Source organism: Bacillus sp. FJAT-28004 (assembly GCF_001280845.1).
GTDB lineage: Bacteria > Bacillota > Bacilli > Paenibacillales > Paenibacillaceae > Pristimantibacillus.
The window spans coordinates 1-4,619 of the sequence record NZ_LGHP01000013.1 but is presented as its reverse complement, the minus strand read 5'-3'; the positions used below and the strand labels follow the sequence as shown (position 1 = coordinate 4,619).

The window sequence follows — 4,619 nt, the reverse complement described above, 5'->3', positions numbered from 1 at the left end:
AATAGGTAATGATTTATGAATCAGCGAACGATTTTTATGTCTTTTTGTATGAAGAATAATGATCCTAAAGAAGGTGAACATCACGATACTATTTATTAAAATACAGTTTCACCGCTCAACTAACGGGAGACGATAGTTAAACGAATCAAGGAGCAGTTCGCCGCGGCAGCTGCTTCTTTTGTTTAATTAAAGGCGGGCTCAGCGTATATTCTCGTTAAAATGTTGGTGGCACCCCTAAACGCTCTCCCAAAATCACGCGCAGCTCATCGGGAATCCGTTCGAACTCGACACCTTTCCCCAAAAACAAAAGCCAATCCGCATAATACGCCAGCGACTCAACATCGGTCACATCCAGGTGAATATTGAAAATCCCGCTCGACTGAAACATCCCGGTGAATGACAAAATAATTCCCGGGGGGTGCATGCGCTTAAAACGCTGAATCCCAGTCGTATCAAGCTTCACAACAAGATTGGACTCACGTGCAAAAAGGAGTTTTTTGCTTAAAATCTCTTGCTCTGACCACTTCAACGCCCGTTCAGAAACTGCCGAATCCCGCAACATCACAACAGGCAAATAACGAAACTCATTCGTATCAAGATCATAAACCTCGGCCAGCCACTGAGCGTTCGAGTTAAATATATGCAGCAAAAAAACGTCCATCAATTGCGGCCAGCCAGGACTCAGCTCATAAGTCAAGCGCAAGTGTTTATCCCGCACGGCAAGCGAAATTAGTTGGTTCAGCTCCTCAGGCGCCGCATCATCGAGCTCCAATAGATTCGGATTGGAAGGATTTGTATTTTCAAAAAGCAAGATATTATTCAGCTCGATTAGCTCGTCTTGCTGGGTTTGCGACGCGATGCCGATGAGTTTTTCAGTGATTGAGCGGCGATTTTGCAGATATGGCAGCTGCGAATTTTTCGAGGCGATAAAGCTGATAAAAATCGCTTTTAGCTCTACTGATGTAAAGCGGACGGAGGGCAGATACTGATTTTGCAGGATATTGTATCCGCCGCCGCGCCCAAGTTCGGTCGTCAGCGGAAAACCCATCGCCTGAATCTCGTTAATGTCGCGAATCGCCGTTGCGCGGGAAATTTTGAACTCCCGCTGAATCTCGGCAATCGTAAAATGCGCGCGGTTATTGATGTAGCGCATGATCAGGTTCACTCGTTCTGTTTTTTTCATGATTTTATTGTATCATAAAAGTAGCAGAAAGCACGAAGATGAAAATAAAAGGTATCATTTTTTGATACATTCGGAAAATAGAATCAATCTTGTAAAGACTAATCCACAAAGGAGAGAACAAAATGTCTATCTACTCAATCAAAACAATCTCGGAAAACTACAAAATGACTGCTTTCGGTGTTTCACTTGAAGACTACAACGACTGGGCAGGTAATGCAGCAAAAACTGCAGCGAAAAAAGCTGAAATCACTGAAAACAACAAGCTTGCTGAACTTCTCGCGCTCGCAGACGGTCAAGAATATCAAATTAATTACGTCATCGCCGGCAAGGCTTGGCGCGGCTTCGGCGTGATGGGCGAGTTCGACGCGGAAGGCGCGGACGTCCTCGATTTCCTCGCTGGCGACTACCTCGTCGTGCCTGGAACAAGCGCTGACAAAGACCGCCTTGCTGACGAAATCACTGGCAAAGTTTTCGGCGGCATGTTACAAGGAATCACAGACTACAAATACGTTGGTCCTGGTAACTCAACATTTGTGAAAGCAGATGAAAACGGTGAATTCTACGGCGAAATGTGGCTTCGTGTAAAAAAAGTCGAAGGCTAATTCCAGAATAAAAGGAGATCTCACATGGCGAATTACACACTGGAACACAAAAAATCATTCACATTGACCGCTTATGGTTTTTCAATACAATCGAATTTCCAAGACATACAGGCTTTGCAAAAGGAAAAAGCTGAGTTTTGGGGCGGGCTCAAAGCTGACGGGCGTTTTGATAAGCTCAAAAAAGCCGCAAAGGACGATCGCGAATGGTCAGTTAACGAGGTTTATCAAGGAAAACCGTGGAATTATTTTGCGGTAGTAGCTGGAAAATCAGTGGCAGACGCAACGCGCATCATCGAGTTTCCAGAGAGCGAGTACATCGTGGTTGCGGGAAATGGCGACAAGGAAACTTTGTTCGATCAGCTGACTTACCGTGCTTTTGGTGAAGTCTTGTCCCAAATCACTGACTATGCTTACATCGGCGGTCCAAATGCGACTTATCGCAAAGATAACGGAGACGGCACATTCTACGGCGAATTTTGGGTGCCTGTGGTTAAAAAATAATAAGAATAAATACCTCAATCTTGTCCGAAAGAAGTCCGCTGTTTCTGCGGGCTTTTTCGTTTATCGGATCAAGGTGCGTGGCGCTTCAGCTTGTTAAATTCACAAAGGCGGTAGGTGTCGAATATTTTGGGTCAATAAGAAACCATGGTATATGCAATCGTTAATGAACAGATCGTTCGGTGAATGCCCTCACGAAAAGAAGTCTATTCGATCGAGTCTATATTCGATGAAATCCGTAGGATTCGGGGAATCCGTGCAAGCATTTTTTTCTTGTTTTGCTTATTCGTGTAGGGAATGGGATCAAGTTCTTGTCATCCGACAGCTATTAATAAGAATGTTGCGAACGTGGGAGACAATGTTGGTAATTTTGTGTCATTAATGTAGGTGAATTTGTGTCCTTAGACAACAAGCCTGTAGGATGACAAGAATATGAGCCGATTAATTACCGCGTAAATCGCGGTTTTTTTGTTTTATCGCTACATACTCTTGGCAATGTACAATGTCAAGAATATGTACCGAATGCCGAAAAAGGCCAAGAATGTATACCGATTGCCGATATGCTATTTATAAAGTGTTTGGCATATTTCAAAATAAAATCAAGACTCGACCTTTGTTATGCTGGGCATTCAGCTCTAACGGGAAACGTTAATACAATAAAGTGATTAAACCCTTCCATTTCAAGAGAACCTAGATTTAATAGGTTTATATTATGGGAGGATTTCTCTATGTACCTGAGTGAATTATGGAAGCTGTATGAAGTTGATAAACGGATTCAGGGATTCAGTCCGTACACATTAAAAGCCTACTCATTGCAATTAATAATGCTGTTTGGCGATTTTGTGATCTTGAGATTGAGGAAATCAACTTTGCTTGAGCTTAAGGAGTATTTGGCTAAACAATCCGGACGATTAAAGCCAAGCATCATAGGAGATCGTATCAGATTTGTGCGATCCCTTTTTCGCTTTGCGTATGAAGAAGGTTACAATAAGAAAAATCCCTTTCTTAATTTGAGGGAACCTGAGATGAATAACCACATTTCGAAGTTTCTTATAGAAGAGGATGTGATTCATCTTAAGATTTCCTGTCTATCACATCGAGAACGAGCTTTGTTGGAATTTCTATATAGTTCTGGCTGCCATGTTGGAGAGGTACAGAAAATAAACATTGAAGATCTTAACTGGGAAAATTGTTCGGCGATTGTAAATGGCAAGGGATCCAAACAAAGAGAAGTTTACTTTACCACCGAATGCAAAGTGTGGTTGAAAAAGTACTTAAAGAGTCGCGAAGATTCCTGTAAAGCATTGTTTGTGACGGAAACAAATCCTACCCGTCGAATGTCCATACCGACGATCAGATGGGCGCTAAAGCGGTTAGCAAATTGGGGAGAGATTGAAGCTAATGTGTACCCGCACCGTTTTCGTCATACCTATGCGTGTCAGCTATTGGATAATGGAGCACCATTAGAGTTTATTCAAGGCATGCTGGGGCATGAGAAAGCATCGACCACTCAGATATATGCTCAGCTCCGTGGAGAGCGAAAACGCGAGCTGTATCGACGGTTCTTCTAATGTATCCGGGTCTAGGTAGACAATTTGGATGGCAATCTTGATTAAACTAAAGGGCAGGATAACGCGTTATGATCTTGAATAAATACTGTACTAAATCGTTAAACGCTGAAAGACCTTAGGAAAGAAGGCATGGAATGAAACTTAGAGGGACTCTTTCAGAACAGACATACAGAACAGGATTGCAAGCCTCAAGAATTTATTTATTCAACGATAAAGATATGCATAGGTTCTTAAACATCATTAGCGAAACTTTTCCCGCAATGAAAACAGCGTGCATTTTAGATTGGATTCCCGAACAAGGGGAAGATATATTTACTTTTCTTGTGGATACACACTCAGTTTTGAAAATTGAATTGGATCGCTATGATAAAAAAGTTGCTCCTATCGTTGATATGTATTCAATTGAAGATTGGACCAAGGGCTTAAGCAAAATGAATCAGATTAAAATCGCAGTGGCTTTAGATTTGGCGAAACAAGATATTAGTCAAGGACATATAGAATAGTCAAACAATAATGAAAAAATTGATAAGATCCTCAGTTGAACTAACGGGTAACTTTAACTTAACAATCACTATGACGAGGCTGTCGGCATGAATAGGCAGCCTCGTTGAACTAAAGGGCAGGTTAGCATAATGATTTTCCTCATTTAGGGAAAGCTATCCCAAAAAAAAATGAGGTGAAAAATGAAGAAAACGTTGTACTTAATTTTTATTATCTGTTTTTTGGCTAACATGCCCACTGTTTTTGCTGAACCACAAGAATCGA

Annotated in this window: 5 protein-coding genes; 4 read left to right on the top strand and 1 reads right to left on the bottom strand. The window is 41.8% G+C overall.

Going from position 1 to position 4,619, the window contains the following annotated elements:
• Positions 1-214: 214 nt before the first annotated feature.
• On the bottom strand, positions 215-1,183 hold the full coding sequence (locus AC787_RS32785) for a helix-turn-helix transcriptional regulator (protein WP_063847765.1): 969 nt from the start codon (positions 1,181-1,183) through the stop codon (positions 215-217).
• Positions 1,184-1,305: 122 nt separating this feature from the next.
• Between AC787_RS32785 and AC787_RS32780 the strand changes: the two genes are divergently transcribed.
• From AC787_RS32780 to AC787_RS32765, 4 genes are all read left to right on the top strand, one after another.
• Complete coding sequence (locus AC787_RS32780; RefSeq protein ID WP_054029189.1) at positions 1,306-1,785, top strand: hypothetical protein; 480 nt, start codon at positions 1,306-1,308, stop codon at positions 1,783-1,785.
• Positions 1,786-1,809: 24 nt separating this feature from the next.
• On the top strand, positions 1,810-2,286 hold the full coding sequence (locus AC787_RS32775) for a GyrI-like domain-containing protein (RefSeq protein WP_054029188.1): 477 nt from the start codon (positions 1,810-1,812) through the stop codon (positions 2,284-2,286).
• A 725-nt stretch (positions 2,287-3,011) separates the two neighbouring features.
• Positions 3,012-3,854, top strand: coding sequence for a tyrosine-type recombinase/integrase (locus AC787_RS32770; RefSeq protein WP_054029187.1), 843 nt, complete (start codon positions 3,012-3,014; stop codon positions 3,852-3,854).
• A gap of 134 nt (positions 3,855-3,988) precedes the next feature.
• Entirely contained in the window at positions 3,989-4,357 is a 369-nt protein-coding gene (locus AC787_RS32765) for a hypothetical protein (RefSeq protein ID WP_054029186.1), read from the top strand.
• Positions 4,358-4,619: the final 262 nt, after the last annotated feature.